Consider the following 26,701-nt stretch of genomic DNA (forward strand, 5'->3'; position numbering starts at 1 on the left):
GTGAGCCAGAAGGACGAATTCCATAACATTGATAATCCCAGCGACGGCTTGTTTCGCGAGCTCGCGGCGGGAGTGACCACGCGCATCTTCTCGGGCGAGCAGGCGATGCTGTCGGTGGTGACGCTGGCGCCGCATGCGCAGGGCACGCTGCATCATCATCCCGAGGAGCAATGGGGTGTGTTGCTCGACGGCTCCGCCGTCCGCGTCCAGGGCGACGAGGAGATCCCGGTGAAGAAGGGCGATTTCTGGCGCACGCCTGGCAATGTGCCGCACACCATGCGCGCCGGCCCCGACGGCGCCCGCGTGCTGGACATCTTCAGCCCGCCGCGGCCAGAATACAGAAAACCGGGGTCGGGCTTCGGGACGACCTAAGCGCTTCGCGCTTAGGTTATTTTCTTGAGCATGATCTTTCGGAAAACCGCTGCACACTTTGCGCTAACGCGGCCCTTCGAGTCCGGATCATGCTCTAGCGCCAAAGAGCAAAAGCGGGGCGCAAAGATCAAAGGGAGGGGACCATGACGATCACACGACGCACGCTCTTGGCCGCGCCGGCCATTCTCGCAATGGCGCCGGCAGCGGCGCAGGCCGGAAAGATCACGCTGGTGGTGCCGTTCCCGCCGGGCGGATCGACCGACGCCATGGCGCGGCTGTTGCAGTCCAACCTGCAAACCAAGCTTGGCCGCATCGTCGTGGTCGAGAACAAGTCGGGCGCCGCCGGCGCGCTCGGTGCGGCACAGGTCGCCAAGAGCCCGGCGGACGGCTCGACGTTCCTGGTGACATTCGATTCCCACGCGGTGATCCCGGCCATCCTCGACAAGCCGCCGGTCGATGTTGAGCGCGAGCTGATGCCGGTGCTGCTGATCGGCACCGCGCCTTACGTGATCGCCGCCGGCGCGGGCCGTCCCTACAAGAGCTTTGCCGACGTGGTCGCCGCCTGCAAGGCGACGCCCGGCGCGGTCAAATACGCTTCCGTCGGCATCGGCACGCTCGGCCATCTCGCCATGACCGTGCTCGGCAGCAAGGCCGGGGTCGAGATCATGCACGTGCCCTATCGCGGCGGCGGCCCGGCCATGAACGACGTGCTCGGCGGTCATGTCGATCTGATCGCAGGATCGGCGGCGCTGGTCGCGGCCCAGCTCGGCACCAACATGCTGCGCCCGATCCTGCAGCTCGGCCGCGAGCGGCTGCAGGCCTTGCCGGATACGCCGACCGCGATCGAGGCCGGCTTTCCGGATTTCGAGACGCTGGCCTGGTGGGGCATCTTCGCGCCGGCGGGCACGCCGCCCGACATCGTCTCGGCCATGGCGACGGCGTCCAGGGAGATCCTGAGCGAGCCCGCGACCGCCGCTCAACTCAAGGACACGCAGCACATGACCTTGCTGCTCGAGGGCGGCGCCGCATTCAAGACCTTCTTCGACAAGCAGGTCGCCTATTGGGGCAAGGTGGTCAGGGACAACAATATCAGGGCGTAGCCGACCGCCGTTTCACGGCCGGCGCAGGGGGCGCGCGAAGCTGAGCTCATGGCCGTCGGGGTCGGTGAGATGGAAATAACGTTCGCCCCATTCCGCATCGCGCGGCGTGGTCGACGGCTGCCATCCGGCGGCGCGCGCCTGCGCAAAGGTCGCATCGACATCGGCGACATAGAAGATGATGCGGTCCCACCAGGACCAGCGCTTGTCGTCCGGCTGTGCCGTCAGGTTGAGATAGCCGGTCCCGGCGCGAAAGCTGGTAAATGCAGCGGCTTCGCCGCCATGGAGGAGCTCGAACCCCAGCGAACGATAGAAGTGCACAGCACGCGCCATATCATGCGTGCCGAGCGTGATGGCGCTGATGCTTTCGATCATGTGGGCTGCTCCGCAGAGAGGGATCCGGGAGGAGATTGTACAGCCGCCTCGCTTCCCTTGACGACAACCCGGCCCGCGATGCGGCTGGCGAACGGCATCCTGCTCTGCTAAGAGGGGACCGAACCCGCAACGTTCGGGTTCCGCGGTCCCGTAGCTCAGCCGGATAGAGCGACGGTTTCCTAAACCGTAGGTCGGAAGTTCGAGTCTTCCCGGGATCGCCATAATCTCAGATACTTAACGTATTGCTCGCCAGATGCTGGGTGGGCTCGCGCGCATATTCCCTATCTTTTAGTTTCGCCCTCGCGTTCGCTTGCTGTGACCCTGCGGGGGCCAATTGCAACGCAACATCATCCGACTAGCGCGAAAATAGCGCCGGGTCTATCGTGCTCGCTCTGCGGTTGAATATCTGGACGCCTGTTCATAGCGAAACAGCCCGCAATCATTTCCGCGAACTCGCTCATCATCATTCTTTTTGGAAAGTTCTGGCGGTGATCAAGCAGAAGTCAAATAGCCGCGGCGGGATCGGGCCGCGTTCATTTCTGGACGACAATAGAGAGTTCGAGCGCTGGCTGCGTTCCCAATGCAAGGTCGTCGAGCGCGACCTCGACGAAAAGCACAAAAAGATGAAGGACGACCCGTTCGTCTTCCTTCGTGCAACCTTCTTCCGCTGGGCCAGGTCTATCGAAGCGCTCTGCCCGGAGTTGACGGACGCGCCGCGCGTGCCGTCCGTGGGGGACACCCATATCGAAAATTTCGGGACTTGGCGCGACGCGGAGGGACGCCTCGTCTGGGGCGTCAACGATTTCGACGAGGCCGCGAGCATTGCCTATCCCTTCGACCTCGTGCGCCTTGCGACAAGCGCCCGGCTCGCGCCAAAGGCCAAGAAAAAGAAGGCGAGGGCCATGACCCACGTCGGCAATGGTGACGCCGCAAAGGCGATTCTCGATGGTTACAAGAAGGGTCTCAAACAACCGCGGCCCTCGCTCCTGGATGAGCAGGCGAGCTGGATGCGCGCTTACGTGACATGCACCGACGACGAACGCCATGAGTTCTGGGGCGACGTGGAGAAATATCCGCGAGCGAAGCCACCGTCTGCTGTTGCCGCAACACTCCGCAAGAAATTACCGCCCGATGCCGCATTCGATCGCTTCGCGACGCGCGTGGCAGGTGTCGGCAGCTTGGGCCGGCCGCGATTCCTCGCCATTGCCGATTGGTGCGGCGGCCAAATCGTCAGGGAAGCTAAGGCGCTGGTGCCGTCGGCCTGGGATTGGGCGCATGATCGGAAAGGCAAGCTGCGCTTTCTCGACCTCGCAAAAGGTTCGTATCGAGCTCCCGATCCACACCTCGTGCTCGAACGCCAAAATGGCTTCGTGATCCGGCGCCTTGCGCCCGACTCCCGCAAGATCAATCTCGGGGATCACGCGAACATGAGCCTGGAGCTCGATCTGCTCAACGTCATGGGCTTTGACATCGGCGCCATTCACGCCGCGACGGCAGGCGCATCGACCACGATCGCCGCAGACCTGATTAAACGCGACAACGATTGGCTGGATGCTGCTGCAAAGGCCGCCGCCGCATTCGTCGAAGATGATTTCAAGGAGTGGCGCAGGCACGGTTGACCGGCGAGCGGCGGGCTCCGATCACCTCCGCGCTTTGCCCGGTTGGTGCAAGATTTGCTACAAGATTTGCTATAGGCAGGACGGCGACTAAGGTCGCACGGCTGCCATCTGCAATGCCTGCCCACAATTCCGGAGACCATGATGCCTTTCGACTTGATCCTGCGCGGCGGCCGTGTGGTCGATCCGTCCCAGAAGCTCGACGCCGTGACCGACGTCGCCTTTGCCGGCGGCAAGGTCGCGGCGGTCGGCGGCGGGCTCAAGGCCGATCCGGGCACCGAGGTCCGCGACGTCTCGCGGTTCATCGTCACGCCGGGGCTGATCGATCTCCATACCCACGTTTACTGGGGCGGCACCTCGCTCGGCATCGATGCCGAGGAATTTTGCCGCCTCTCCGGCGTCACCACGGCGATCGACACCGGCAGTGCAGGGCCGGGCAATTTCGCCGGCTTCCGCAAGCATGTGATCGAGCCGAGCCAGGTCCGCATCCTCGCTTACCTGCACGTCTCGCATGCCGGCATCTTCGGCTTCTCGCACCGGATCATGGTCGGCGAGAGCGAGGAGCTGCGGCTGATGAATCCGGTCGATGCGGCGAAGGTTGCCGATGCCAACCGCGACCTCATCGTCGGCATCAAGGTGCGCGTGGGCCTGCATTCGTCGGGCACGTCGGGGACCGTGCCGCTCGACATTGCGCTGGAAGTTGCCGACGAGGTCGGCATGCCCCTGATGGCGCATATCGATCATCCGCCGCCGAGCTATGAGGACGTGCTGGCGCGCCTGCGTCCCGGCGACGTGCTCACCCACGCGTTCCGGCCCTTCCCCAACACGCCGGCGACCGCGCAGGGCACGGTGAAGAAGGCGGTGCTGGATGCGCGCGAGCGCGGCGTGCTGTTCGACATCGGCCACGGCAAGGGTTCGTTCGCGTTCAAGACCGCGCGCGCCATGCTCGCCAACGGCTTCTATCCGGACACGATCTCATCCGACATCCACATGCTGTGCATCGACGGTCCCGCCTACGACCAGGTCACGACCATGTCGAAATTCCTGTGCATGGGCATGGAGCTGCCGGATGTGATCGCGGCCTCGACGGTGAATGCGGCGATGGCGTTGCGGCGCCCCGAGCTCGGCAGCCTCAAGCCGGGCAGCGTCGGCGACGCCACGCTGATCTCGGTCAAGCAGGGCCAGTTCGATTACGAGGACGTCGTCGGCGAGCACCTGATCGGCGACCGCAAGATCGTCTCCGAAGGCGTCGTGATCGGCGGCCGCTGGTGGCATCCGAATTGATGATCGCTAGCCCTGCTCGCGATAGAATTGGAGCAGGCGCGCGCCCGCGGGCGAGAGCCACTCGGGCGCACCGGTGATGTAGCCCTCGACGCGGCCGCTCATTCCGACGAGATAGGTGATGGGCATGCCGACAAGCGAGAACATCGCGGTGGATGCTTCGGCCGCTGTGCCATAGGCATCGACATAGCAGGCGAGGTTTTGCACGGCGAGGCCGCCAAGGAATGTGCGGATCTTGCGCAGGTCTTTGGTGTCCGTGCAGATCGCAACGATGTCGAGCCGGTCAGGCCGTGATGCCGCCAGACTTGCGAGCATGGGTAGATCGAGCCGGCAGGCTGCGCACCAGGTGGCCCAGAAGTTCACCAATGTGATGTGGCCCGGCTTGGCCGTCACGACGGCGTCCCGACCGTGCGGGTCCTGAAGCCTGAGCTGTGGCATCGGCGCGCGGGGCCGCACCACAGTAAATTGGCTGCGGCCGGCCTCGAACACTGGCGGCCAGCTGTCCTGGGCGTGACCTGCGCGCAGGAAAGCGAGACAGGCCGGCGCGGCCATCAGGATCGATCGTCGCGACAGCACTGAGCCTCCTTCGCGCGCCGCCTCACGCATGGATATAGGCCCAGTCCTTCAGCTGCAGATCGACCACGCGTCCGATGCCGAATGGGACGAGGCTCGCGCCTGCTATCAGCGGGATCGAGACCTGCTCCTTGGCCTCCGCAATCGCCTTGGACGAGGCGCACATGCTGTAGGTGAGGTTCGGCAGCGACTGCCGCAGCGTCGCGAGCGGCTCGACCAGGGGAGTCTTGTCGGCCCGGAAGACGTCGATGCCCTTGCCGTTGGCGACGACCTCGATCAGCAATCTCGCGCCCCTCTCGGCAAAATGCTTGGAGAGATTGGCGGAATAGCTGATCGCGTGACCCATGACGTAGGGCTCGTTGCTGTCGATCAGGATCACGACGCCGTCGGCGAGACGATCCTCCTTGGCCGCGGCGGGGCCGCCGGCCGTGAGGATTGATGCGCCGGCGAGCAGCCCCTGCGGGACCATCCGTTGGCTGAAATCATGGCTGTGGCGACCGGTCAGAAATGACGCGGTGCGATCGGAGCCTTGCTGTTGCGTCCCCACAGCACGAACAGGCTGAGCGCCAGCAGGACGACGTTGAGCGGCGCGATCGGAGCCTCGCCGCGCGAGAGGTGGAAGACCAGCGCGAACACCTGCAGCACGGAACAGCCGAGCGCGGCCAGCACGGTCAGCCGCGGCAGGATCCGTGTCAGGGCTGGCAGCAGAATGCCGATGCCGCCGGCGAGATCGACCAGCGCGACGAAGCGGACGAAGGGCTCGGAATACTGGCCTGCCCAAGGCATCATCGCCGCAAGCTGGGGAATGGGTGTCGTCAGCTTGACCAGCCCCGCCGAGATAAAGACGAAGGCGAGGAGGACCTGCGCGACCCAGAGGCCGATGCGCAAGGCGCGGCCGGGGGCGGCGGTCTCGAAGGTGGTGGTGGACATGGTGGTTCTCCAGGGATGTGAGGGTCGCCACCATTTGATAGTTTCACCATTTTTGATCATTATCCGTTCCAGGATTGGTTCATTTCCTGGATATTGATGATCTCGTGGACAACCTGGTCAGCATGAGGGTGTTTTGCCTGGTCGCCGAGCTGAAGAGCTTTGCGACTGCGGCGCAGCGGCTGCGCATCTCGCCCGCGATGGCGAGCAAGCATGTGATGCAGCTCGAAAAGCGGCTCGGCACCCGGCTGTTGAACCGGACCAGCCGGCGCGTCAGCCTGAGCGAAAGTGGCGCACTCTATTTCGAGCAGGCGCGGCAGATGCTCGACTCGCTCGACGAGGTCGAGGCCGCCGTCAGCAAGGCGACCGTTGTTCCGCGCGGCACGCTGCGGCTGACCGCGCCGGTGTGGATGGCGAACGCGATCTTTGCCGGCGTGCTGGCAGACTATCAGGCGCGCTATCCGGACGTGCGCCTCGATGTCGATCTCAGCGGACGGCTGGTCAATCTGGTCGAGGAGGGAATCGACCTCGCCCTGCGCGCGACCGGCGCGCCCGACGAGGCGCTAATCGCGCGGCCCATCACCAAAGTCCCGTTCTATTTGGTTGCAGCCCCTGCGTTTCTCAAACGCGCAGGCCGCCCGACGACCTTTGCCGATCTCTCCGGCCAGGCGCTGTTGCACTACGCGCTTTATCCCGGCGAGAGCTTCTCCTTCCAGGGCGAGCACGGCCCCGAGACCGTCAAGCTCAATCCGGTGCTGCGCAGCGCCAACGAAACGCTGCTGCACATGGCCGCGCTGGAGGGCATGGGCCTCGCCTTCCTGCCGAAATGGCTGGTCACTGATGACATCGCCGCCGGACGTCTCGAGCACCTCATGTCCGAGCAGGTCATTTTCGAGGGAAAGCTGTTCGCGGTGTATCCGAGCCGCAAATATCTCTCAGCGAAAGTGCGGACCTTCATCGACTTCATCGCCGCCGACAAGCGGATGAAGTAGCCGGACCGGCGCACGCGATGAATGGAGCTACAGCGGCTTGATCATCATAGCGACCTTGCGATCAACAGCTTCATGATTTCGTTGGTGCCGCCGTAGATCTTCTGAATGCGGGAATCGATGAAGATGCGGGAGATCGGATATTCCTGCATGTAGCCGTAGCCACCGAACAGCTGGAGGCATTCGTCGGCGGTCTCGACCTGCTTCTCCGAGCACCAATATTTCGCCATCGACGCCGTGACCGTGTCGAGATCTTTTGCGATCAGACGCTCGATGCACCAGTCGACGAAGACGCGGGCGATCATCGCCTCGGTCTTGCGCTCGGCGAGGGTGAAGGCGGTGTTCTGGAAGTCCATCAGCGGCTTGCCGAAGGCTTTGCGCTCCTTGGTGTAGTCGGTGGTGAGCTTGATCGCGCGCTCCATCGCGGCAACGGCGCCGACCGCGAGCGCAAGGCGCTCCTGCGGCAATTGCTGCATCAGCTGCACAAAGCCCTGGCCTTCCTCCTTGCCGAGCAGGTTTTCCGGCGGCACGGTCACGTTGTCGAAGAACAGTTCCGACGTGTCGGAGGCGTGCAGGCCGATCTTGTCGAGATTGCGCCCGCGCTTGTAGCCGTCCGCGCCGGCGGTCTCGACCACGATCAGCGAAATGCCCTTGGCACCAGCATCGCCGGTGCGTGCGACCACGATGACGAGATCGGCGGCCTGGCCGTTGGTGATGAACGTCTTCTGGCCGTTGATGACGTAGGAATTGCCCTGCTTCTTCGCCGTGGTCTTCACGGCCTGCAAATCCGAGCCGGTGCCGGGCTCGGTCATGGCGATGGCGCCGACCATCTCGCCCGAGGCCATCTTCGGCAGCCAGCGCTTCTTCTGCTCCTCCGAGCCGTAATTGAGGATGTAGTGCGCGACGATGGCGCTGTGCACGGAGACGCCTGTCGTCAGCTCCGGCACCGTGCTCTCGAGATCGTCCAGCACTGCCGCATCATAGGCGAAGGTGGCGCCCAGCCCGCCATATTCCTCCGGCACGCTCGCTAGCAGCGCGCCCATCTCGCCGAGCCCGCGCCAGGCGAAACGGTCGACCATCTTCTGCTCGCGCCATTTTTCGGCGTGCGGCGCCAGGTCCTTGGCAAGGTATTTCCGGAACTGGTCGCGGAAGATTTCGAGCTCTTCGGTCATCCAGGAGGAGCGGTAGGACATGGAAACCTCGATCGGTGATGTCGCGCCTTGCGACAGCCAGCGTGTCAGGCCTGCCACAACGGCTGGCACGGGCGCAAGGCTGCTCCTCTTGGTACGTCATTCGAGCTCGCCGCGAATTGTGTTTTCAGGCTGCGCCCGATCTAGCCGCCATGTGCGGTCTTGCCGCCGTCGATGATGAACTGACCGCCAGTCGTGTAGGGATGATCGTCGGAGGCCAGCACGAGCGCGAACGCGGCGATCTCCTCGGGCGTTGCCACGCGCTGCAAGCCCGGAACATTGGATTTGGCCCATTGCGCGATGCCGACGTGCCAGGCTGCATCGGGCAGATTCTCCATGCCGGCGAGCCGGCGAATCATCGGCGTGTCGGTGGTGCCGGGAACCAGCGTGTTGATGCGGATGCCATGCTTTGCGTAGTCGAGTGCCGCGGCCTGGACCAGGCCGACCAACCCGCGCTTGGCTGCCGAATAGGCCGAGCGTTTGGCTGTCGTGGCAATGGCGTTCGACGATGCCGTGACGACGATCGCGCCGCCTTTCTCCAGCATGTGAGGGATCTCATACTTCATCGACAGAAATACGCCGCGCAGGTCGGTGCTGATCACGTCGTCGAATTCGGCCGCGCTGTATTCGTGAAGGGGACGCTCGATGGAAATGCCGGCATTGTTGAAGGCGACGTCGAGCCGTCCGTAGCGTTCGATCGTCTTGTCGACCAGCGCCTTGATCTCGGCCTCGTCGCGGACGTCGGCGCGAACGAAGACCGCGTCGCCGCCGGCCTCGCGCACCTCGTTCTCCACCTGTTTGCCGCGCTCGGCGTTGCGGCCGCAGAAGGCGATCTGGCCGCCTTCGGCCGCGAACATCAGCGTCGCGGCGCGGCCGATGCCGGAGGTGCCGCCCGTGACGATGACGACCTTGCCCTCGAATCGGCGCTTGCCGCTGGGCTTCTGCTGCGGCAGCGCTGCGCCCTGGCCGAGCGCCACGCCGCCGGCGAGGCCACCGACGGCGCTCGCGAGCATGCCGAGCGCGGCGCCTCCGACCAGATGACGCCGCTTTACGGGACTACTTGGGGTGATATCCTGCATTTCGGTCATTTCGAACTCCGGGGCCACCTATCTAAACAGTGTTAAGATAGATATGCCGCAATCTGAACAGTGTCAAGTTACATGAAGAAACACGCCAAGCGCGGTGCCGGCGCGACGCGGCCAAAGCCGGAGCCCGGTTATCATCACGGTGAATTGCAGGAGGCGTTGATCGCTGCGAGCGAAGCCATTCTTGCCGAGCAGGGTGCCGAGGGTTTCACGCTGCGCGAAGCCGCGCGCCGCGCCGGGGTTTCGCCGGCTGCCCCGTCGCATCATTTCGGCAACGCGCAGGGGCTTCTCACCGAAGTCGCGATCCGCGGTTACGACGCGCTTGCCGGTGCTTTGCGCGAGGCGGCATCCGGCAAGCACGGTGCGCGCGACAAGCTCCATGCTCAGGGACTTGCTTATGTCGATTTTGCGCTGACACATCCCGGCCGGTTCCAGATGATGTTTGCGAACAAGCGCCTCGTGGCAGACGATGCGCGTTTGAGGCAGGCGAGCAGGGCCGCCGGTCACGCGTTCGAGATCGTCGTCGCCGAGCTGGTCGGCGGCACCGCGAAGGAGGCGAAGACAGCGGCTGCGGCGGCCTGGTCCACCGTTCACGGCTTTGCCAAGCTTGCGCTCGAGGAGAAATTCGGCTCTGTGAAGAACGAGGCCGGACGCCGCGAGATCATGATGACCCTCGACCAAGTCCTGAACTATCTATGGCCGGCGAGCGGTATGCGCCATTGAGCGAGGGCCTGACGACGTCATGACAAGCAAGACGACCGAGCTCAAGCTCGACATTGAACGCATCGGCACGGTCTCCGCAATCTTGACGCTGCCGGCCCACGCGCGCGCCTGCTACGTCCTTGCGCATGGCGCGGGTGCGGACATGCGGCATTCCTTCATGGAGAAGGTCGCGGCGGGCCTTGCGGAGCGCGGCATTGCGACATTCCGCTTCAATTTCCCCTACATGGAGGAGAAGAAGGGGCGTCCCGACCAGCCGGCCGTCGCGCACGCCGCCATCCGCGCGGCGGTCGCTGAGGCGGCACGGCTCTGTTCCGGTCTCAAGCTTGTGGCGGGCGGAAAATCGTTCGGCGGGCGCATGACATCACAGGCGCAGTCCAAGGCTGCATTAGCTGATGTCAAAGGGCTCGCCTTCCTCGGCTTCCCCTTGCACGCCGACAAGAAGCCGTCCTCCGAGCGCGCCGAGCACCTCGCCGGCATCGCTATTCCCATGCTGTTCTTGCAAGGCACGCGCGATGGGCTTGCCGATCTGAGCTATCTCAAGCCTGTCGTCGAGAAGCTCGGCCCGAAGGCGACGCTGCATCAGGTCGAAGCCGGCGACCATTCGTTTGCGGTGCTAAAGAAGTCCGGCCGTACCAATGATGAGGCGCTCACCGAGGTGCTGGACGCGCTGGCGGCCTGGATCGACGGGCTCGCCTGAATCTCAGGCCGAGTAAAGCCCCTTGTCGCGCGCCTTCTGGATCGCGAGCGCGGCGATCAGGTCGAGCGTCGGCGTCGACAGCCCGGCGGTGCGCGCGAAGGCAGCGGGCGCCTTCACCAGCACGTCGATCTCCATGGCGCGGCCGAGCTCGTAGTCCTGCAGCAGCGACGGCTTGTGGTTGGGGGCGGGGCCGCTCCGGGTCACGCGTTTGACCTCGGGAATGAAATGCTGGGCGATGTCGTTGGCCTCGTTCAGCATGCGCGGAATGACTTCAGTGAAGGCGGGGTCGTCGCGCACGCCGCGCGCGGTCTGGCCGGTGAGCAGGCACAGCACCGACAGCGACATGTTAGTCAGCAGCTTTGACCAGATCGCCTCGCGGATCTCGGCCACCGGCGGCGATTCCAGCCGGGCATCGTTGAAGACGCCGCGCAGCTTGGTGATGCGCTCGCAATTGCGGTCGTCGCATTCCCCGATCAGCAGGCGGTTGCGGTCCGGCGTCAGGTTCTGCACCACGCCGGGCGCGATCACCTCGTTGGAGGAGAAGACGACGCCGCCGACGATCCGTTCCTTCGGGATGCAGGCACGCAACCGACCGCCGGGATCGAGAAAGGAAATGTCGGGCGGGCCCGGATGCCGCGGCGGCAGGCCGATGCCGTACCACCAGGGAATGCCGTTTTGCGCGAACACGATCGCGGTGTCGTCCTGGAGCAGCGGCTTGATGCTGGAGACCAGCCCCTGAAGCGCTGTGGCCTTCAGCGTCGAGATCACGACGTCTTGGGGACCGAGCTGGGCCGGATCGCCTGACGCGTTCACCTTGGCGCTGACCTCGGAATCGCCGACGCGCAGCTTGAGGCCGCCTGCGCGAGCCGCCTCCAGATGCGCCCCCCGCATCACGCACGAGACCTCATGGCCGGCGCGTGCGAGCCGGACCGCAATGTGGCTGCCGACGGCGCCCGCGCCGAAAATGCAGATGCGCATGTGATGTCCCGTCCTGATCCCTTGGTGCCATCAGCCGCCAGCATGACACAAGCCGCCATGCGATGGACGCGGCCGCCCTACGCCGGAAAGATATGGATCAAGGCAAGCAGCCTCGGTCATAGTGCAGGGCAAACAAACCGACCGGAGGAGCGCCGATGACTGCCAGCCCCGTTCTGTGGACCCTTGATCAGCGCGGCGTCGCGACCGTCACCTTGAACCGTCCCGAGGTCAACAACGCCTATGACGGCGCGCTGATCGCGGGCGTGCTCGCGGCCATGGACGATCTCGGCAACAAGCCGAACTTGCGCGTCGTCGTGCTCCGGGGCAATGGCAAGCATTTCCAGGCCGGCGCCGACCTCAAATGGATCAACGGCGTGCGGCCGCAATCGACTGAAGCGAACGAGGCGGCGTCGCGAGCGACCTTCGAGGCCGTGCAGCGGCTCAACACACTGCCGGTTCCGACGGTCGCGCTGGTGCAGGGCGGCTGTTTTGGTGGCGGCACCGGCGTGATCGCGGCCTGCGATGTCGTCATCGCGGCCGAAAACGCCCTATTCTCGATCACCGAGGTGCGCTGGGGCCTGACCGCGGCGATCATCATCCCCCAGCTTTGCGACGCCATCGGCGTGCGCCAGGTCCGCCGGTACGCCCTGACCGGCGAGCGCTTCGGCGCCGAGGACGCCCGCCGCATCGGCCTCGTTCACGAGGTGGTGCCGCTCGCCGATCTCGAAGTCGCCGGCGCCAAGGTGGTCGAGCAACTGCTCGCCAACGGGCCGGAGGCGATGGCCGAGACCAAGCGGCTCGCGCTGGAGAGCTCGTTCGGCGGCATGGCGGTGGACGATGCCGCGTACACGCGGCTCGTACACCTGCATTCGGTCAAGCGCCAGAGCGTCGAGGCGGCGGAAGGGTTGGCGTCGTTTGCCGAGAAGCGAGCGGCGAATTGGGGCGGCGGCAAAGGTTAGGCGTTAGCAGCCGCGGCAGATGTTGTTGATGCTGCGATGGACGGCGTCGTCCTCCTGCCGCATCTGGCGTAGGGTTTCGAGTGTCTTGCTTTCGTCGGTGGCCGGTGCAGGCTTGCGCTTGGCCGCCAGCTCGTCCTCCTGCCGTTTGTAGCAGGCCTCGCGATCGGCCTTGGCCTGGATGAAGCGGCAGTTTTGCTCAAGGGCTGCGACGGGAGCGGCTGAGATCAGCAGGGCGATCAAAGCGGGGAGGGGAAATTTCATAAGCGTCGAGTCCATGCTGGCACTTCTGTCAGGTCCGTCATTCTCGGGCAACCGTCTCGAGGCAAGCATGTAGCCCGGATGGAGCGGAAGCGAAATCCGGGGCCGGTGTCCCCGCATTCCGCTGCGCTCCATGCGGGCTACGGCGCGCCGCAAGGCTCACAGCGACGTCGCCAGTGATGTTTTCAGCAGCGTGAGCAGCGCCTGCACCGCAGCGGCGTTGCGGCGCCGTTCGGGAATCGCGGCCTTCACCCACAATTCCGGAATTGGGAAATCGCGCAGCACCGGCTTGAGGCTACCGTCACGCAAGGCATCCGCGACGAGATAATGCGACATCAGCGCGATGCCGTTGCCGGCGATGGCGCTGCGCGCCAGCACGTGCCCCTCGTTGGAGGAAAGCAGCGGGCTGACCTGGATGCTGATGCGGCCACGCGGTCCGTCGAAGACCCATTCGGGGCCGGTCGGCATGAAGCTGAGGCAGCGATGCTCGACGAGGTCGCGCGGATGTTTTGGCGTGCCGTGCTTCTTCAAATAAGTCGGTGAAGCACAAAGCAGCCGCTTCAGCGGGCACAGCGGCTCGTCGACCACGCCGCCGAAGGAATGCGGGAAGGCGCCGATGGCGATATCAAAGCCTTCGGTGACGGGATCAACCGGGCGATCGATCAGCACGATCTCAAGCTTCAGCCGCGGGTTCTGGGTCTGGAACGCGCTGAAGGCGTCGGCGAGACGCGCCACAGTCAGCGAGGTCGGCGCCTTGATGCGGAGGTGATCGACGAGATCGTGGCCTTTCTCGCCCATGCGCGAGAGCAGGTCGGTGGCGTCAGCCACGACGCCGCGCGCGCGATGCACGTAGCGCTGTCCGGCCTCGGTCAGCCGCAACTGCCGGGTCGAGCGATGAAACAGCGGTGTGCCGATCCGCGCCTCTAACTGCGTGACGCGCTTGGCGACGACCGAGGTCGAGACATCAAGCTTTCGCCCGGCGGCGGAGAATCCGGCCGCATCCGCCGTGGCGAGGAAGGCTTGCAGGTTCACGAGGATGTCCATGGCGACCTTTCTCGATTCGCGAAAGCTGATCGCGTATTTTAGTGGATTGTAGCTCCTCGCGCGCTAATTCATAGTCGTCCCAAGCAAGAGATTTGGGAGCGGACGCGCCATGCGGGCCATGATGATCGAAGAACCGGCACGACAGGTGCCGCTCTATGGCGAATATGAAGTCGTCGTGCTCGGCGGCGGCCCCGCCGGCATTGTCGCTGCGGCCTCAGCCGCGCGCGCCGGGCGGAAGACGCTGCTGGTCGAGCGCTATGGCTTTCTCGGTGGCATGGGTACGGCAGCCGGCGTCACTAATTTCTGCGGCCTGCACGGCAATGTCCATGGCGAGCACCGGCGGCTGGTGCAGGGCATGGCGTCCGAGCTGCTGGCGCGGATTGATCGGCTCAACGGTCTCAATGCGCCGCACCTGATCCTCGGCAAGGTCTTTGCACAGGCCTATGACACCGCCGCCTACAAGATCGCGGCCGACGAGCTGCTTGCCAGCCACAAGGTGAACATCCTCTTCCATGCACTCGGCGCCGGCGTGGTGATGGGCGACGACAGCCGCATCGATGCGCTGATGGTCGAGACCAAGGCCGGCCGGCAGGCGGTGCGATCCGAGATCTTCATCGACTGCTCCGGCGACGGCGATCTCGCGGTGTGGACCGGTGCGCCGTTCGAGATCGGCGACGAGCACGGCCATCCGATGTATCCCTCGATGATGCTGCGTCTCAACGGGATTGATCCCGCGAAGGCGGGAGATGCCTGGCGCACCATTCCGCAATTGATGGAAAAGGCCATCGCGGCCGGCACCCACACATTCCCGCGCAAGAGCGCGATCGTGCGGCCGCAAAAATCCGGCATCGAATGGCGGGTGAACTTTACCCAGGTGGCGCGCGAGGACGGCCACGCCATCAACGGCGTCGAGCCCGACGATCTCACCCGCGGCGAGATCGAGGGCCGCAAGCAGGCCCTCGCCGCGTACGAGTTCCTTCGTAGCACCGTGCCAGGCTTCGAAAAGTCCTACATCGTCGATCTGCCGCCGCAGCTCGGCATCCGCGAGACGCGCCGCATCAAGGGCGGTTATCAGCTCAGCGGCGAGGACGTGCTCGGCTGCGCTTCGTTCGAGGATTCCATCGGCGTCAATGGCTGGCCGATCGAGGCCCATGTGCCCGGCGACGTCGTCTTCACCTTCCCGCCGATCCCGGAATCGCGCGGCTATAACGAGCTGCCCTATCGCATGCTGGTGCCCGAAGGCGTCGACAATCTCCTGGTCGCCGGCCGCTGTGCCTCGATGACCCATGAGGGCCAGTCGGCGGCGCGGGTCTCCGGTGCCTGCTTCGTGATGGGCGAGGCCGCCGGTTCCGCCGCCGCGCTGGCGCTGTCCGGAAACCGGATCCCGCGTGACATCCCCGTTGAAAAATTGCAGGAAACGTTGAAACAACAGGGCGCCTTCATCGGGCGGGACCAGATGGTGCCCGAGGGCCTGTAGCGGACGGCAAGAACGACCAAGAGCACCACTGGAGGAAACGGGATGATCGGGATTGCGCGGCTCGCGCTAGTGGGCCTTTTGGCGATCATGGCGATGAGCACGGCCAGGGCCGAAGACGCGTTGAAGGCGAAGATCGGCGTGCTTCGTCTGTCGTCCTCCGCGCCGGTCTTCATCGCCCAGGACAAGGGCTATTTTCGTGAGGCTGGCCTCGAGGTCGAGCTGAAGTTCTTCGATGCGGCACAGCCGATCGCGGTCGCCACCACCTCGGGTGACGTCGATTTTGGCATCACCGCCTTCACCGCAGGTCTCTACAATCTCGCCGGCAAGGGCACGCTGAAGGTGATCGGCGGCATGAGCCGCGAGAAGGCCGGCTATCCCCTGATCGGCTATTTCGCCAGCAACAACGCCTATGCCGCCGGCCTGAAGACGCCGAAGGATCTTGCCGGCAAGCGCGTGGCGGTGACGCAGGTCGGGTCAAGCTTTCACTATTCGCTCGGCCTGCTCGCCGACAAATACGGCTTCAAGCTTACGGACGTGAAGATCGTGCCGCTGCAATCGCTGTCGAATGCGGCGGCCGCGCTGAAGGGCGAGACGGTCGACGCCGCGCTCCTGCCGATCTCCACCGCGCGCAAGCTGATGGACGAGGGCGGCGCAAAGTTTCTGGGCTGGGTCGGTGACGAGACGCCGTGGCAGCTAGGGGCCGTGTTTGCTTCGCCGAAGACACTGACCAACAAGGTGCTGGTGACAAAACTGCTCGGCGCGCTCGCGAAGGCCGACCGCGAATATCACGACGTCATCCTCGCCGCGATGAAGGACGGCGTCGCGCCGATCAACGACAAGACGAAGCCGCTCTTGGAGATCATTGCCAAGTACACCAACCTGCCGGTCGAGCAGGTGGTCGGCAATTGTGCCTATATCGACCCCGACGGCAAGCTGGACGTGAAGAACGTCGACAACCAGATCAAATGGCTGCAGGAGCAGGGCTTTGCCGACAAGGGCTTCGATGCGAACGCGATCATCGCGAAGGACTATGTGAAGGCGGATTGATGTTGACGATGCAGACTCTTGCGGCGAGCGATCTGCCACCCTCCCCTGGAGGGGGAGGGTCGATCGCACCGGCGATGCGCAGCATCGACCGGGGCGAGCGGGGTGGGGTGAGCCACGGCGGCGGTCTGTCCGTCGTTCGCACCGATCGTTCGCAGAAAGCTCGAGAGCAGGCATCGTCAGCGTCAATGCGGATAGACCGTCACCCCACCCCGGTTCGCATTTCGCTTCGCTCAGTACGAACCGACCCTCCCCCTCCAGGGGAGGGTGAAGAAGGCGGGCTCGCCGCATGGACCTGATCGCCAACCACATCTCCCACCGCTTCGGCGATCTCGCCGTGCTCGACGATGTCTCCTTTACGGTCAGCGCCGGCGAGGTGGTGGCGATCGTCGGTCCCTCCGGTTGCGGCAAGAGCACGCTGCTGTCGATCCTGGGCGGCCTGCTGCAGCCGAGCTCCGGTGCGCCCGAGCTGCGCGGGACGCCGCCGGCGGACAGCCTCAATCCGCTGACCTTCGTGTTCCAGGATTTTGCGCTCTTGCCCTGGGCCACGGTCGAGGAGAACGTCGAATTCCCGCTGCTGCATACGCAGCTCTCGGCGACGCAGCGCCGGGCGCTGGTCGACGATGCGCTCCGCCGCACCAGCCTGACCGATTTTCGCAAAACCTATCCAAAACAGCTCTCCGGCGGCATGCGTCAGCGCGTCGGCATTTCGCGCGCGCTGGCGGTCAAACCTGCGATCCTGCTGATGGACGAGCCGCTGTCGGCGCTGGATTCGCAGACGCGTGAGCTGTTGATGGAGGATTTCGTTAGCCTGCTCGCCGATGGCGGCATGGGCGCGGTCTATGTCACGCACAATCTCGAAGAGGCGGCGCGGCTTGCCGACCGCATCGTGGTGCTGTCGCGGCGGCCGGGGCGGATTCGCGAGGTTGTGACCGTGCCGATGACGCGCGCCGAACGCGGCGAGACCGCGGCGCGGGAGAAGCTGCTCGCGCTGCAAAACCAGATCTGGTCGCTCATCCGCAATGAGGCGATCGATGCCGAGCGCGAGGTCCAACATGCTTGATCGGGCCTTGGCGGAAACTTCAGCGAAGGACGAGGCGACCCGGCGCGTCCGCTTCCGCGGTGCGGGCTTCGTGCCTGCGTCGAGCCGCTTCGGCGGCTGGATCGCGCTCGCGCTCGTCATCGCAGTCTGGCAGGCCGCCGGCACCGTGGGCCTCGTCAATCCGCTGTTCCTGCCGGCGCCATCGGCGATCGCGCGCGCGATCTACGAGCTCGCAATCTCCGGCGCGCTCTGGCAGCACGTTTCGGCCTCGCTGCTGCGCATCGGCGTCGGCTGGCTGCTCGGGACTGCGGCCGGCGTTGCCGTCGGCTTCGCCATCGGCCTGTCGCGGCTCGCGCGCAGCGTCGGCATCACCTTCATCTCGGCGCTGTTCCCGATCCCCAAGATCGCGCTGCTGCCGCTGTTGATCCTCTGGCTCGGCATCGGCGAAGAGCCGAAGATCGCGACCATTGCGCTCGGGGTGTTCTTCTCGACCGCGATCTCGGTCTATAGCGGCGTCGATGCGGTGCCGCGCAACCTGATCCGCATGGCGCAGAGCTTCAACGTTCCCTTCGCCACCATCGTGCGCAAGGTGATCTGGCCCGGCGCGCTGCCTGCGATCCTCGCCGGCTTCCGTATCACCGCCTCAGTCGCGCTTCTGCTCGTCGTCAGCGCCGAAATGATCGGCGCGCAATACGGCATCGGCGCGTTCGTGCTCCAGGCCGGCAATCTGATGCAGACCGATCAGCTGCTCGCGGGCGTGGTGATCCTGTCGGTGTTCGGGCTTGCGGTGGGGAAAGTGATCGGCGGGCTGGAGATGCGGCTGTTGCACTGGCGGTAGCCACGATCCGAGCTGCCGTAGGGTGGGTTAGCCTTGCGGATTGCGTAAAGCGCAAACCGCAAGGCGTAACCCACCTCTTCTGCTTCTGCGTTTGCCGAACGAAGTTGGTGGATTACGCCTTCGGCTAATCCACCCTACGAGACCTTCGCCTCACGCATTCCCGCGATCTTCCCGGAACAGATCCAGCTTCTGCTGCACCGGCCGGTCCGAGAAGCTGAACAGCACGGCGTCCTCATCCGCCTCGTGCGTGACCCAGTGCCAGCTCGGCACCACGAACAGATCGCGCGGGCCCCATTCGAAAACGGTGTCGCCGATCCGGCTGCGCCCCTTGCCCTCGATCGGGCAAAACACCGTCGCATCGGTCGCGCGATAACGTGCGGTCTTGAAACCCTTCGGCAGCAGCTGGATGAAGGTGCCGATGGTCGGCATCGCGAAATCGCCGGTCTCGGGATTGCTGAACTTCAGCTTCAGGCCGTGGCAGGCGTCCCATTCCTGGCTTACGCGGGCTTTCTCCAGGGCCTCGCGGGTGTAGGCATAGGGATAGCTGAAGATCGGCGAGGTCTTCGAGCTCCGCTTCACGTCCACCGGCAGCAGATTATGACCGTAGCGCGCGAAGCTGTCGCCGGCCGGCTTGGTGATCTTCTGCTGGTCTTCCTTGGAGCCTTCCGCAAAGGAGCAGTCGAAGAACTGCACCAGCGGGATGTCGAGGCCGTCGAGCCAGAACATCGGCTCATTGGTCTCGTTGGAATGATCGTGCCAGGTCATCGACGGCGTGATGATGAAGTCGCCGGGCTCCATCGCGGTGCGCTCGCCATCGACAGCGGTGTGGGCGCCCTTGCCTTCGAGCACGAAGCGCAGCGCGGACTGGCTGTGGCGATGGGCGGGCGCGACGTCGCCTGGCACCACCATCTGCACGCCGGCATAGAGTGACGTCGTGATCTTCGACTGTCCGCGCAGGCCCGGGTTCTCCAGCACCAGCACGCGCCGCTCGGCTTCCTTGGCGGTGATCAGCTTGCCGGCTTCCGTCATGTAGTCGCGGATGACGTCGAACTTCCAGAGATGCGGCCGGCAGGCGCTCTTCGGCTCCGGCGTGATCAAATCGCTCATCACCGTCCACAGCGCGGTGAGATTTTCGCCGTCGATCTTCTTGTAGAACGCCTCGCGTTCCGGCGTCTTGGTCACGGCTTCCATGGTTGCTGCTCCCGATCGTCTTGTTGATTGACAGTATACTGACGATCTGGCTAGCGTCAACGTGACGAACGACGTACAAGCAACGGGAAAACGGGAGGGTTCCGATGAAGCTGCATGGCTATTTCCGCTCCAGCGCCGCCTATCGGGTGCGGATCGCGCTGAACCTCAAGGGCCTCGGTGCCGAGCATTTGCCGCATCATCTGCGCAAGGGCGAGCAGTGCGCGCCTGCCTATCTCGCCATCAATCCGCAAGGTCTGGTGCCGGCGCTGGAGAGCGATGCGGGTGTAGTGCTGACCCAATCGGTTGCGATCATTGAATGGCTCGACGAAATGCACCCCAATCCGCCGCTGCTGCCGAAGGATCCGCTGCGCCGCGCCAAGGTGCGCGCCTTCGCGCTGGCGATCGCCTGCGACACCCATCCGGTGCAGAACCTGAAGGTGCTGGCGCGGCTGCGCGAGCTCGGCCTGCCCGAGGAAAAGGTCCAGGAGTGGGCGGCGTGGGTCAACCGCGAGGGGCTGTCGGCATGCGAGACGCTGATCAAGGACGAGCCTGGGCCGTTCTGCTTCGGCGATGCGCCGACGCTTGCTGATCTCTGTCTGGTGCCGCAGCTCGCCAACGCCCGCCGCTTTGGCGTCGATGTGTCGGCCTATCCGCGCCTGCTGAAGGCAGAAGCCGCCGCCAAGGCGCTAGCGGCCTTTGCCGATGCCGCCCCGGAGAAGCAGCCCGATGCCGAGTAAGCCTCTTCCTCCGATCACGATGGACGCGGTCTATGCCGCGCCGGGCTATCTGTTCCGGCGCATGCAGCAGATCGCGGTCTCGATCTTCATGGAGGAGTGCAAGGCGTTTGACCTGACGCCGGTGCAATATGCGGCGCTGATCGCGATCCACACCCATCCCGGCATCGACGCGACGCGTCTGTCGGCGGTGATCGCCTTCGACCGCTCCACGCTCGGCAGCGTGATCGAACGTCTTCAGGCCAAGGATTTCATCGAGCGCAAGCCGGCGCCCGAGGACAAGCGGATCAAGCTGCTCTATTTGACGAAATCCGGCGCCGCGATCCTGCGCGAGATCATCCCCGCCGTGGAGCGGGCGCAGGCGCGTATGCTTGAGCCGCTCAAGCCCACTGAGCGCAAGGCACTGCTGGGGCTCTTGGTGCAGCTCGTCGACCTCAACAACGAGGCGTCACGGGTGCCACTGCGGGCCGAGGACGCGCTGGAGCATCTGGGGAAGGGTGGGTGAGGGATTGCAGCCTAACACTCAGTGTCGTCCCGGCGAAGGCCGGGACCCATAACCACGAATCATAATTTGGCGAAGATTGGAAAGGACCACCTGACGCCACAACTACTGCTGCGGCGTATGGGTCCCGGCCTGCGCCGGGACGACACCTAATGTGTGGCGCCATCCTCGTCGCCTCACATCCGCAGCAACGCCTGCCGGTCGATCTTCCCCGTGCCCGTCTTCGGCAGCTCGTCGATGAAGATCACCTCGCGCGGATATTTGTAGGGCAATAGCTTGCCCTTCACATAATCCTGGAGCTTGCGCGTCGTCTCGCTCTGATCAATGACGCGGTTGTTCATCACCACCACCGCCTTCAGCGTCATGCGCCGGTCCGGCAGCTCGGCCGCGAACACTGCACATTCGCGGATGTCCGGGTGATCGGCAAGGCACAGCTCGACCTCGAGCGGATAGACCCACTGGCCGGAGATCTTGATGAGATCGTCGGCCCGGCCGCGGAAGAAGTGGAAGCCGTCGGCATCGCGGACGAAACGATCGCCGGTGTAGATCCAGCCGCCGTCGCGGATGGTCTCGGCGGATTTGTCCGGCCGGTTCCAGTACAGCGGCGTGTTGGAATCGCCGCGCACCCACAAGATGCCTTCCTCGTCGTCGCCGACGTCGCGGCCGTCCTTGTCGCGCAGCGCGACCTCGTAGCCGGGTACGCGCAGGCCGGCGGCGCCGAGTTTTTTCTGCTCTGGACGGTTGGAGAGATAGATGTGCAGCACCTCGGTCGAGCCGAGGCCCTCGACGATCTCGAGGCCCGTGAGCGTCTTCCAGCCGTTGAAGACCTCGGCGGAGAGCACCTCGGCCGCAGAGAGCGACATGCGCAACAACGAGAAGTCGGTCTTCTCGGCACCTTCGGCCTTGGTCAGCGACGTGTAGAGCGTCGGCAGGCCGAAGAAGACCGTCGGCTTATACTGCGTGATCACGGAGAAGATCGCCGCGGGCTTCGGCTGGCCCGGCAGCAGCAGTGTTGCCGCGCCCGCCGAGAACGGGAAGGTGACGGAATTGCCAAAACCGTAGGCGAAGAAGATTTTTGGCACCGAGAAGCAGATGTCGTCAGACGTCAGCTTCAATACGCTCTGCGCAAAGGCAGCCTCGCTATAGGCCATGTCGTGCTGGAGATGCACGATACCCTTGGGCCGGCCGGTGGAGCCGGAGGAGTACATCCAGAACGCCATCTCGTCGCGATTCGTGTCGGCTTCCGCGAGCTCGGCCGGGAATTGCGTGAGCCAGCTTGCAGCTGCCATCGCAACAGGCGCCGCGTGGTCGCGCGCCTCGCCATTGACGACGATCAGCGTGCGTAGATCCGTATCCTTGCAGGCTTCCGCATTGAAGCGCGTCGCGAATTCGGCATCGGCCACCGCAACGGTCGCGCCGGAATCGGCGAGATAGAATTGCAAGAGGTCTGGCGGCGTCAACGTGTTGATCAGGAGCGGCACGAAGCCGGCGCGCACTGCGCCGAAGAAGGCGGCCGGATAGGCCGGCGTGTCGTCGAGGAACAACAGCACGCGGTCGCCGCGCTGGAGACCAAGCGATACGAGGCCGTTGCCCCAGCGGCAAGCCTCTGCGCAGAGCTCAGCATAGGTTCGCATGCCCGCCGGACCGATCAGCGCGAGCTTGTCGCCGCGTCCTTTGTCGAGATTGTCGAACAGCACGCGGCTGGCGTTATAGATTTGCGGGACGGCAAAGCCGATCTCGCGTGCGCCCGCGCTGTCCGCGGGCACCTGGTCGCGAATCACGTTGCTCATGCCGCACCTCCACCGTTCTTGGCGACCTCGTAACGCGCCATGAAGGCTGGGGACATCGCCCGCAGCCGGGAATCGTCGATGCGGCCGGACCGGGTGATGTAGCTGTAGGCGAAATCCATCAGATCGAGCTGCATGTGCTCGGCAAAATGCTCGTACCAGAAGGCCGAGGTGCGCGCGGCGTTGACGAGCTTCTGCACCACCGGCTTGCGCGCGGCCTGGTAGCGGTGCAGCGCGGTCGCCAGATGCGCGTCCGATTCCAGCGCCTTGACCAGCGCGATGGCATCCTCGATCGCGAGCCGCGTGCCCGAGCCGATCGAGAAATGCGCCGAGTGTAGGGCATCGCCGAGCAGCACCATGTTCTTGAACGACCAGTACTCGTTCCAGACCCAGGGAAAGTTACGCCAGACCGATTTGTTGGAGACGAGGCAATGGCCGCCAAGCGTATCGGCAAACACCTCCTCGCAAATGCCCTTGGACTGCTCGACGTCCTTGTAGGCGAAGCCATAGGCGTGCCATGTCGCGTGATCGCATTCGACCAGGAAGGTGCTCATGGTGGGCGAGTAGCGGTAGTGATGGGCGTTGAAGGCGCCGCGGTCGGTCTTCACGAAAGTCTGCGATAGCGTGTCGAAGCGTTTCGAGGTGCCGTACCAGACGAACTTGTTGGAGGAGTAGGACAGCGAGGTGCCGAAATCGCCCTCATAGGCCCGGCGCACCAGCGAGTTGAGCCCGTCGGCGGCGACGATCAAATCGTGGCCGTTGAGCTGGTCGATCGCATGGATCTGGGTGTCGAAGCGCGGGGTGACGCCGGCATCGAGCGCGCGCTGCTGCAGGAACTTGAGGAGCTCGAGCCGTCCGATCGAGGAGAAGCCGACCCCGTCGATGGCGACGCTGTCGCCGTGCAGGTTCAGCGTGATGTTCTCCCAGCTCTCCATATGCGGCGCGATCGCATCGACCGTTTCGGGGTCGTCGGCGCGCAGGAATTCCAGGGCCTGGTCCGAGAACACGACGCCAAAGCCCCAGGTCGCGTCGGCCGGGTTCTGTTCGAACAGGTCGACTTGATCCTCGGGGTGACGCTTCTTCCAGAGATAGGCGAAGTAGAGCCCACCGGGCCCCCCGCCAATCACGGCGATCCGCAACGTCTGCCTCCATAATTGACAGTATACTTACTATCTAGGGGTAGACTAATGTGCTCCGGCGTCCGGCGCCAGCAGAATTATCGGCAAAGCGTGGCGCGCCGAAGCTCACTCTCGGACCGCGCCTTTGGCGCGTGTCCGAAGCAGTTTCGCGCGCAAGCATAGCCAAACCACGCGGACTTGGCCATCCGCACCGTCAGACGCAGCGCTTCACGTAGACCCCGTTCACCAGCACCCGGGTGCAGCGGACGGCCGGAACCGGCTTGCGGACCACGACGGCCGCGTTCGGCCCGGCGCAGCCAGCGCGATACACGCCACGGGCGCAGACCACCGCGTTGGCGTCGGTGGCCTCGAATGTCATGGTCGCCGCGAAGGCGAGGAGTGCAGAAGCGACGAGCAGCAATGAACGCATGTTGTCCTCCCGGTCTGGTCGTGATCGAAATCGGATCCTTGCAAAAGGTTTGTCGTTGCAGGCGTGCGGGAATTCACTTGCGCACGCCGCCAACCATTGCCCCGTGCCTTGGCGCGCGATCCAGCGCCGCCTCATCGCGCTGCGAACGGGGCGAGCACGTCCTTGCACGCCGGCGATAGCGAGGCGGCATTGCTGGAGATGCATTGAACGATGCGGCCGCCGCCGGGCGCGACGCCGGCGCAGAGCGTGCGGATATCGGCGCCGCAGGCCGACCTGACGATGAACAGCTCTTCGCGCGGCCGCAGCGGGCGTAAAACGATCGCCGCTGGTGCGGCCGCCGGCGCTGCTGCCGCGGGAGCTGCACCCGCGGGCGCTGCCGTTGCTGCCGCGCCACCGCCGGCTGCGGCGCTCACGGCCTTCTCGCAGGCCGGCGAGACCTTGGCCTTGTTCTTCTCCAGGCATTCGAGCGCGGCGGCGCCGCCCGGCGGCACGCTGGCGCAGACCTTGGGATAGTCGGCGCGGCACGCGCTCTTGACCGCCGCAACCTGTGCGCTGCTCGGCTGCGTGGCGGCAGCAGCCTTCGGCGCCGGCGCGGCGGCCGGCTTTGCAGCGGGAGCGGAGTCAGCCTTCGGCGTGGCAGGCGCCGCTGCTGCCTTGGGTGGAGCCTCGGACTTCGGCGCGGCGGGCGCGGCCTCGGTCTTCGGAGCCGCAGCAGGCTCGACCGCGCGAACCGCGGTCTGGCATCCCGATGACAGGCTCGACATGTTCTTCGCCAGGCATTGATACGCTTCCACCCCGCCGGGCGTCACGCTCGCGCAATGCGCCATGAAGTCCGAGCGGCATGCCGAGCGGATGGCGCTCTTCTGCGCCTCGGTCGGCGTTTGCGCGAATGCGCTTGTTGCAGTTGCGAAGAACGCTGCGGCCAGCAACGCCTGGCGCGTTGATGCATGTTTCAACGTGTTGAACATCTGAGTATTTCCTGCCCCGTCGGTGACGCCGACGATTCTGAAAATGTGATGCGATCGCAATCGTCGCGAGTAATGCCTCGCGAGCGGCATCATTCGCCGCTTTGACCTCTGCCGCAAGTCAATTATGCCGGCGCAATTGCGCCGCAACGAGAGCATGATCCGGATCCGACGGGCCGCGCTAGTGCAAAGTCTGCAGCGGCTTTTCGAAAATCATGCTCAAACGATACGGCGTCAGAGCCTGACCATCCGCTTGCCGCGGTTTTCACCCGCGAGCAATCCGATCAGCGCCTTCGGTGTGTTCTCGAGGCCATCGATGATGTCCTCCTGCACCTTCAGCTTGCCGGATTTGACCCAGGCCTGGAGGTCTGCGAGCGCGCGCTGGCTGTCCTTCATGTAGTCCATCACGATGAAGCCCTGCATGACGAGCCGCTTCACCACGATCAGCCCGGGCACGCCGCGCGGGCCATGGGCGGCAGGAGCGCCGTCATATTGCGAGATCGCGCCGCAGCAGGCGATGCGGCCGTAATTGTTCATCTGCGGCAGGCAGGCTTCCAGAATGTCGCCGCCGACATTGTCGAAATAGACGTCGATGCCTTTTGGCGCGGCTGCACGTAGCGCCTTGAACACCGCGCCGTCCTTGTAGTCCACGGCGGCATCGAAGCCGAGCTCGGCGGTCAGCCAGTTGCACTTGTCCGCGCCGCCGGCGATGCCGATCACGCGGCATCCCCTGATCTTGGCGATCTGTCCGACGATCGAGCCGACCGAGCCCGCGGCCGCGGAGACAACGACCGTCTCGCCCTCTTTGGGCTTGCCGATCTCCAGCAGGCCGAAATAGGCGGTGAGGCCGGCGATGCCAAACACGCTGAGCAGATGCGTCATTGGTTCGAGCTTCGGCATCTTGGTGAGGTGCTTCGCAGGCACCGCGGCATATTCCTGCCAGCCGGTGTCGCCGAATACGATGTCGCCCGCCGCAAGCTCCGGCGCCTTCGAGCTGACGACCTCGGCGATGGCGCCACCGGCCATCACACTGTTGGCTTCGACGGCGGAGCGATAAGTCGCGCCGTGCATCCAGGCACGGTTGGCGGCGTCGAGCGAGATGTAGCGCACGCGCAGCAAGGCCTCGCCGTCCTTCGGCTCCGGCAGTGCGCTCTCCACCATCTTGAAATGCTCGGGGCCAAGTTTGCCGCTGGGCTTTTCCACCAGGAGAATCTGACGATTGATGTTGCCGCTCATGGCGTTCCCCTCTTCGATTGTTTGGCAATTATTGATGCAGCCGCAGCCAAGAAAACGTGCAAGCCGCATCTGTTGTGCGCTGCGTGAAAGCTAGATCGCCGCGATCCATTTCACAATGGGAACATCCGGCCAACGCGAACACACGCAAAGCGTGTTGCGTCGCTGTGATATCT

Annotated in this window: 29 protein-coding genes and 1 tRNA gene; 15 read left to right on the plus strand and 15 right to left on the minus strand. The window is 64.7% G+C overall.

All coding sequences use genetic code 11. From position 1 onward, the window contains the following. Positions 1–372 carry a cupin domain-containing protein gene (locus ACSKB8_RS11300; RefSeq protein WP_130213649.1) on the plus strand — a complete coding sequence of 124 codons (372 nt, stop codon included), beginning with the start codon at positions 1–3 and terminating at the stop codon, positions 370–372. Positions 373–515: 143 nt separating this feature from the next. Further along, positions 516–1,472: a tripartite tricarboxylate transporter substrate-binding protein gene (locus ACSKB8_RS11305; protein WP_438104094.1), complete on the plus strand. Its 957-nt coding sequence runs from the start codon at positions 516–518 to the stop codon at positions 1,470–1,472. 12 nt (positions 1,473–1,484) lie between these two features. Here ACSKB8_RS11305 and ACSKB8_RS11310 read toward each other — a convergent pair whose 3' ends face one another. After that, entirely contained in the window at positions 1,485–1,844 is a 360-nt protein-coding gene (locus ACSKB8_RS11310) for a VOC family protein (RefSeq protein ID WP_438104096.1), read from the minus strand. Positions 1,845–1,988: 144 nt separating this feature from the next. On the opposite strand from ACSKB8_RS11310, the gene ACSKB8_RS11315 reads away from it, so the two are divergent. The 3 genes from ACSKB8_RS11315 to ACSKB8_RS11325 all read left to right on the plus strand — a co-directional run bounded on the left by ACSKB8_RS11315 (position 1,989) and on the right by ACSKB8_RS11325 (position 4,744). After that, positions 1,989–2,065 (plus strand) — tRNA-Arg (locus ACSKB8_RS11315). Between the two features lie 162 nt (positions 2,066–2,227). Beyond that, positions 2,228–3,463: a DUF2252 family protein gene (locus ACSKB8_RS11320; RefSeq protein ID WP_438104098.1), complete on the plus strand. Its 1,236-nt coding sequence runs from the start codon at positions 2,228–2,230 to the stop codon at positions 3,461–3,463. A 141-nt stretch (positions 3,464–3,604) separates the two neighbouring features. After that, on the plus strand, positions 3,605–4,744 hold the full coding sequence (locus ACSKB8_RS11325; protein WP_438110499.1) for an amidohydrolase/deacetylase family metallohydrolase: 1,140 nt from the start codon (positions 3,605–3,607) through the stop codon (positions 4,742–4,744). Positions 4,745–4,750: 6 nt separating this feature from the next. Here ACSKB8_RS11325 and ACSKB8_RS11330 read toward each other — a convergent pair whose 3' ends face one another. The 3 genes from ACSKB8_RS11330 to ACSKB8_RS11340 are packed head-to-tail and all read right to left on the minus strand — an operon-like array spanning position 4,751 to position 6,244. Continuing rightward, the gene (locus tag ACSKB8_RS11330) at positions 4,751–5,347 is read right to left on the minus strand and encodes a TlpA family protein disulfide reductase (RefSeq protein ID WP_438104099.1); all 597 of its coding nucleotides are present in this window, start codon (positions 5,345–5,347) and stop codon (positions 4,751–4,753) included. Then, positions 5,340–5,783, minus strand: coding sequence for a DsrE family protein (locus tag ACSKB8_RS11335; protein ID WP_438104101.1), 444 nt, complete (start codon positions 5,781–5,783; stop codon positions 5,340–5,342). The genes ACSKB8_RS11330 and ACSKB8_RS11335 overlap by 8 nt, the downstream gene beginning before the upstream one ends. 32 nt (positions 5,784–5,815) lie before the next feature. Then, complete coding sequence (locus ACSKB8_RS11340; RefSeq protein ID WP_438104103.1) at positions 5,816–6,244, minus strand: DoxX family protein; 429 nt, start codon at positions 6,242–6,244, stop codon at positions 5,816–5,818. A gap of 104 nt (positions 6,245–6,348) precedes the next feature. On the opposite strand from ACSKB8_RS11340, the gene ACSKB8_RS11345 reads away from it, so the two are divergent. Next, the gene (locus ACSKB8_RS11345) at positions 6,349–7,233 is read left to right on the plus strand and encodes a LysR substrate-binding domain-containing protein (RefSeq protein ID WP_438104105.1); all 885 of its coding nucleotides are present in this window, start codon (positions 6,349–6,351) and stop codon (positions 7,231–7,233) included. Between the two features lie 44 nt (positions 7,234–7,277). Here ACSKB8_RS11345 and ACSKB8_RS11350 read toward each other — a convergent pair whose 3' ends face one another. Both ACSKB8_RS11350 and ACSKB8_RS11355 read right to left on the minus strand, forming a co-directional pair. After that, positions 7,278–8,423 (minus strand): acyl-CoA dehydrogenase family protein, encoded by a 1,146-nt coding sequence (locus tag ACSKB8_RS11350; protein ID WP_438104107.1) that lies wholly within the window; start codon positions 8,421–8,423, stop codon positions 7,278–7,280. A gap of 140 nt (positions 8,424–8,563) precedes the next feature. Next, positions 8,564–9,508 (minus strand): SDR family NAD(P)-dependent oxidoreductase, encoded by a 945-nt coding sequence (locus ACSKB8_RS11355; RefSeq protein ID WP_438104109.1) that lies wholly within the window; start codon positions 9,506–9,508, stop codon positions 8,564–8,566. Positions 9,509–9,580: 72 nt separating this feature from the next. On the opposite strand from ACSKB8_RS11355, the gene ACSKB8_RS11360 reads away from it, so the two are divergent. Continuing rightward, the gene (locus ACSKB8_RS11360; RefSeq protein ID WP_438104111.1) at positions 9,581–10,228 is read left to right on the plus strand and encodes a TetR/AcrR family transcriptional regulator; all 648 of its coding nucleotides are present in this window, start codon (positions 9,581–9,583) and stop codon (positions 10,226–10,228) included. Positions 10,229–10,247: 19 nt separating this feature from the next. Continuing rightward, the gene (locus ACSKB8_RS11365; RefSeq protein WP_438104113.1) at positions 10,248–10,925 is read left to right on the plus strand and encodes an alpha/beta hydrolase family protein; all 678 of its coding nucleotides are present in this window, start codon (positions 10,248–10,250) and stop codon (positions 10,923–10,925) included. 3 nt (positions 10,926–10,928) lie between these two features. Here ACSKB8_RS11365 and ACSKB8_RS11370 read toward each other — a convergent pair whose 3' ends face one another. Beyond that, positions 10,929–11,903, minus strand: a complete 975-nt coding sequence (locus tag ACSKB8_RS11370; protein WP_438104115.1) for a ketopantoate reductase family protein — start codon at positions 11,901–11,903, stop codon at positions 10,929–10,931. A 155-nt stretch (positions 11,904–12,058) separates the two neighbouring features. On the opposite strand from ACSKB8_RS11370, the gene ACSKB8_RS11375 reads away from it, so the two are divergent. After that, the gene (locus tag ACSKB8_RS11375) at positions 12,059–12,862 is read left to right on the plus strand and encodes an enoyl-CoA hydratase-related protein (RefSeq protein ID WP_438104116.1); all 804 of its coding nucleotides are present in this window, start codon (positions 12,059–12,061) and stop codon (positions 12,860–12,862) included. Between the two features lie 3 nt (positions 12,863–12,865). On the opposite strand, the gene ACSKB8_RS11380 is transcribed toward ACSKB8_RS11375, so the two are convergent. Then, positions 12,866–13,102, minus strand: a complete 237-nt coding sequence (locus ACSKB8_RS11380; RefSeq protein ID WP_438104118.1) for a hypothetical protein — start codon at positions 13,100–13,102, stop codon at positions 12,866–12,868. A gap of 177 nt (positions 13,103–13,279) precedes the next feature. Beyond that, positions 13,280–14,164, minus strand: coding sequence for a LysR family transcriptional regulator (locus tag ACSKB8_RS11385; protein WP_438104120.1), 885 nt, complete (start codon positions 14,162–14,164; stop codon positions 13,280–13,282). Between the two features lie 109 nt (positions 14,165–14,273). Here ACSKB8_RS11385 and ACSKB8_RS11390 point away from each other — a divergent pair, with 109 nt between their 5' ends. The 4 genes from ACSKB8_RS11390 to ACSKB8_RS11405 all read left to right on the plus strand — a co-directional run bounded on the left by ACSKB8_RS11390 (position 14,274) and on the right by ACSKB8_RS11405 (position 18,565). After that, the gene (locus tag ACSKB8_RS11390; RefSeq protein WP_438104121.1) at positions 14,274–15,641 is read left to right on the plus strand and encodes an FAD-dependent oxidoreductase; all 1,368 of its coding nucleotides are present in this window, start codon (positions 14,274–14,276) and stop codon (positions 15,639–15,641) included. 42 nt (positions 15,642–15,683) lie between these two features. After that, positions 15,684–16,688 carry an ABC transporter substrate-binding protein gene (locus ACSKB8_RS11395; RefSeq protein WP_091893558.1) on the plus strand — a complete coding sequence of 335 codons (1,005 nt, stop codon included), beginning with the start codon at positions 15,684–15,686 and terminating at the stop codon, positions 16,686–16,688. A gap of 286 nt (positions 16,689–16,974) precedes the next feature. Next, positions 16,975–17,748 (plus strand): ABC transporter ATP-binding protein, encoded by a 774-nt coding sequence (locus ACSKB8_RS11400; protein ID WP_438104123.1) that lies wholly within the window; start codon positions 16,975–16,977, stop codon positions 17,746–17,748. Next, on the plus strand, positions 17,741–18,565 hold the full coding sequence (locus ACSKB8_RS11405) for an ABC transporter permease (RefSeq protein ID WP_438104125.1): 825 nt from the start codon (positions 17,741–17,743) through the stop codon (positions 18,563–18,565). The genes ACSKB8_RS11400 and ACSKB8_RS11405 overlap by 8 nt, the downstream gene beginning before the upstream one ends. Positions 18,566–18,715: 150 nt before the next feature. Here the strand turns inward: ACSKB8_RS11405 and gtdA are convergent, their stop codons facing one another. After that, positions 18,716–19,756, minus strand: coding sequence for a gentisate 1,2-dioxygenase (gene gtdA, locus ACSKB8_RS11410; RefSeq protein WP_438104126.1), 1,041 nt, complete (start codon positions 19,754–19,756; stop codon positions 18,716–18,718). A gap of 104 nt (positions 19,757–19,860) precedes the next feature. Here gtdA and maiA point away from each other — a divergent pair, with 104 nt between their 5' ends. Then, positions 19,861–20,493: a maleylacetoacetate isomerase gene (maiA, locus tag ACSKB8_RS11415; protein WP_438104128.1), complete on the plus strand. Its 633-nt coding sequence runs from the start codon at positions 19,861–19,863 to the stop codon at positions 20,491–20,493. After that, positions 20,483–20,995, plus strand: a complete 513-nt coding sequence (locus tag ACSKB8_RS11420) for a MarR family winged helix-turn-helix transcriptional regulator (protein ID WP_438104129.1) — start codon at positions 20,483–20,485, stop codon at positions 20,993–20,995. Before maiA ends, ACSKB8_RS11420 begins: the two co-directional genes overlap by 11 nt. 173 nt (positions 20,996–21,168) lie before the next feature. Here the strand turns inward: ACSKB8_RS11420 and ACSKB8_RS11425 are convergent, their stop codons facing one another. The 5 genes from ACSKB8_RS11425 to ACSKB8_RS11445 form a co-directional block, all read right to left on the minus strand. Beyond that, a complete protein-coding gene (locus ACSKB8_RS11425) occupies positions 21,169–22,782 on the minus strand; it encodes a benzoate-CoA ligase family protein (protein ID WP_438104131.1) in 1,614 nt (537 codons plus the stop codon). Continuing rightward, the gene (locus ACSKB8_RS11430) at positions 22,779–23,918 is read right to left on the minus strand and encodes an FAD-dependent monooxygenase (RefSeq protein ID WP_438104132.1); all 1,140 of its coding nucleotides are present in this window, start codon (positions 23,916–23,918) and stop codon (positions 22,779–22,781) included. Before ACSKB8_RS11430 ends, ACSKB8_RS11425 begins: the two co-directional genes overlap by 4 nt. A 193-nt stretch (positions 23,919–24,111) precedes the next feature. Continuing rightward, entirely contained in the window at positions 24,112–24,327 is a 216-nt protein-coding gene (locus ACSKB8_RS11435; RefSeq protein ID WP_018316432.1) for a hypothetical protein, read from the minus strand. 131 nt (positions 24,328–24,458) lie between these two features. After that, positions 24,459–25,295 carry a cysteine rich repeat-containing protein gene (locus ACSKB8_RS11440; RefSeq protein WP_438104134.1) on the minus strand — a complete coding sequence of 279 codons (837 nt, stop codon included), beginning with the start codon at positions 25,293–25,295 and terminating at the stop codon, positions 24,459–24,461. A gap of 231 nt (positions 25,296–25,526) precedes the next feature. Next, the gene (locus ACSKB8_RS11445) at positions 25,527–26,528 is read right to left on the minus strand and encodes an NADP-dependent oxidoreductase (RefSeq protein ID WP_438104136.1); all 1,002 of its coding nucleotides are present in this window, start codon (positions 26,526–26,528) and stop codon (positions 25,527–25,529) included. Between the last annotated feature and the right edge of the window lie 173 nt (positions 26,529–26,701).

This window comes from Bradyrhizobium sp. BR 1432 (assembly GCF_051547705.1).
Taxonomy (GTDB): domain Bacteria; phylum Pseudomonadota; class Alphaproteobacteria; order Rhizobiales; family Xanthobacteraceae; genus Bradyrhizobium; species Bradyrhizobium zhanjiangense.